The following is a 2473-nucleotide window of genomic DNA, read 5'->3' as shown; positions in this document are numbered from 1 at the left end:
GGGACGGCCTGCGCGCGGCGTATCACAAGGTCCACCTGTGGGGCGACGAGCCGGACTTCTTCACCCCCGGCAGCCTCGCCCCGCCCGTCGTCGACACCGCGCTCGGCCGGGTCGCCACCATGGTCTGCTACGACCTGGAGTTCCCCGAGTGGGTCCGGCTGGCCGCCCTGCAGGGCGCCGACGTCCTCGCCGCCCCCACGAACTGGCCGGCCGAGCCGGTCCGCGCGGCACCCACCCCGATCGAGGTGGTCCGGGTGCAGGCCGGCGCCAGCACGAACCGGATGGCCATCGTCGCGGCCGACCGCTGCGGCGTCGAGCGAGGCGTCGAATGGACGGGAGGCAGCTGCATCGTGGCCGCGACCGGGCACCTGGTCGCCGGACCGCCACCCCAGCCCGGCCCCGCCGTGCTCGTCGGCGAGCTGCACCTCGGCCTGGTCAAGGACAAGCGCACCGGCCCGCGCAACGACGCCCTCGGGGACCGGCGTCCCGAGCTGTACGGGCCGCTCAGCCGCTAGACGGCGCACCGGGACACCGCGCGCCCACGATCACTGCTTCCTACGGCTCGGGCACGCCCCAGGTGAACCGGTGGGTGTGGATGCCGTAGTACGGCGACACCCGCACCGACACCACCCCGGGCACGGCCCGGATCTCGTCGTTGACCACCGCGAGCAGCTCGTCGTTCGACCGGCAGACCACCTCGACCAGCAGATCCTGCTCCCCCGACGTCAGCGCCAGGTAGATGACGTTCTCGACGGCGCCGAGCGCGTCGGCCACGGCCCGCACGTCGCCGCTCACGGTGACGGCGACCAGCGCCATCACCGGGTAGCCCAGCGCGATCGGGTCCGTGACGGCGACGACCTGCAGGACGCCGGCGTCCTGCAGGCGCTGCACCCGCAGCCGGACGGCGGGCGCGGACAGCCCGACTCGCTCGGCCATCGCGGCGTAGGAGGTCCGCCCGTCGCCTTGCAGCATCCGCAGCAGCTGACGATCCACGGCGTCCAGGTCGACCCGGTGCGGGACGCCGGTGGCCATCTCAGATCCCCGCGGACAGGCCGAAGTCCACGGACAGGTTCGCGCCCGTGATGGGCGCGGCCGCCGGCTGGGCGAGGAACCACACCAGCTCGGCGACCTCCTGCGGCCGGACGAACCGGGCCCGGCCCGGCCCCTGCGGGTAGAGCGCGAGCAGGTCGTCGCGGTACGCCTGCGGGTCGCTGCCGCCGTAGGTCTGCGCCTGGAACTCCAGCATGGGCGTGTCGACGTCGCCCGGGCAGACGGCGTTGACGCGGACCCCGCGCGCGGCCAGCTCGAGGGCCATCGCCCGGGTCAGGTTGCTGACCCCGCGCTTGCTGGCGCTGTAGACGACGGCACCGTTGTTGCCCTGGATCCCGGCGTCGCTGGACAGGTTGGTGATGGCCCCCTCGGCCGCGACCAGGTGCGGGACGGCGGCCGCGCAGACGAAGAACAGCCCCTTGAGGTTCACGCCGACGACGCGGTCCCACTCCTCCTCGGTGGTGCCCTCGACCGGCCCCTCGACCCACCGGCCGGCCGCGTTCACCAGGTGGTCCAGCCGCCCGGTCGCGGCGACGGCGTCCGCCACGAGCGCGCGGCACTGGGCCACCTGGGCCAGGTCGGCGCCGAGAGCGACGTGCGGTCCGCCGTCCAGCCCGGTGACGTCCGGTGGGGTGCGGTCCGCGGCCACGACCGTCCAGCCACCGGCCGCGAACCGGGCGGCCACCGCTTCGCCGATCCCGCCGCCCGCGCCGGTGACGAGCACGACGCTGCTCACCCGCGCTCCTCGGCGATCTGGTTGCCGCCGTCGACCACCAGGCACTGGCCGGTGACGTAGGACGCCCCCGGCGTGCACAGGAAGGCGATCGCGGCCGCGACCTCCTCCGGCTGTGCGCTGCGCCCGACGGGAGTCGAGCGGCCCTGCCGCACCTCGTCGGCGGTCTGGCTGGCCGTGGTGATCCAGCCGGGGGCCACCGCGTTGGCGGTGACCCCGCTGGCCGCGTAGTCGACGGCGACCGCCCGGGCCAGCCCGACCATGCCGGCCTTGGCCGCGCCGTACGCGGTCTCGCCGCGCATGGCCATGACCGGCCCGCTCACCGAGGTGACCATGACGACCCGGCCCCAGCCGGCCTCGACCATGCCGGGGATCACCGCGCGGGTGGTCAGGTAGGCCGTGTCCAGGTTGCGGGCGAGCGAGCGCTGCCACTGCTCGTAGGACAGCTCGGTGAGGGTGCCCGACTCCGAGCCGCCGCTGGACTCCGCAGTCAGCGCCGGAGCGGACACGCTGGTCATGCCGGCGTTGTTGACCAGCACGGTCGGCTGGCCGAGGCCCGCGGTCACCTCGGCCACCGCGCGCCGCACCTGGGCCTCGTCGGTCAGGTCGGCGACGACGCCCAGGGCGCGGGCCCCGGCCGCAGTCAGCTCGGCGGCCCGCTCGTGGGCCCGAGTGGTGGTGGCGCCCACC

General features: G+C 75.1%; 4 protein-coding genes. 1 reads left to right on the top strand and 3 read right to left on the bottom strand.

What is annotated here, in order from left to right; all coding sequences use genetic code 11:
* On the top strand, positions 1 to 515 hold a 515-nt coding region (locus VIM19_17120), incomplete at its 5' end, for a nitrilase-related carbon-nitrogen hydrolase (GenBank protein HEY5186577.1).
* A 40-nt stretch (positions 516 to 555) separates the two neighbouring features.
* Here the strand turns inward: VIM19_17120 and VIM19_17115 are convergent.
* The 3 genes from VIM19_17115 to VIM19_17105 all read right to left on the bottom strand — a co-directional run.
* Positions 556 to 1032, bottom strand: coding sequence for an Lrp/AsnC family transcriptional regulator (locus VIM19_17115; protein HEY5186576.1), 477 nt, complete (start codon positions 1030 to 1032; stop codon positions 556 to 558).
* Position 1033: 1 nt separating this feature from the next.
* Positions 1034 to 1786: an SDR family NAD(P)-dependent oxidoreductase gene (locus VIM19_17110; GenBank protein ID HEY5186575.1), complete on the bottom strand. Its 753-nt coding sequence runs from the start codon at positions 1784 to 1786 to the stop codon at positions 1034 to 1036.
* Positions 1783 to 2473: SDR family NAD(P)-dependent oxidoreductase (locus VIM19_17105; GenBank protein HEY5186574.1), on the bottom strand; the 691-nt coding region annotated here is incomplete at its 5' end. The genes VIM19_17110 and VIM19_17105, both read right to left, overlap by 4 nt.

The sequence above is a fragment of the Actinomycetes bacterium genome (assembly GCA_036510875.1).
GTDB lineage: Bacteria > Actinomycetota > Actinomycetes > Prado026 > Prado026 > DATCDE01.
Note: the sequence above shows the minus strand (reverse complement) of the source record. Positions and strands in the feature narration are given on the sequence as shown.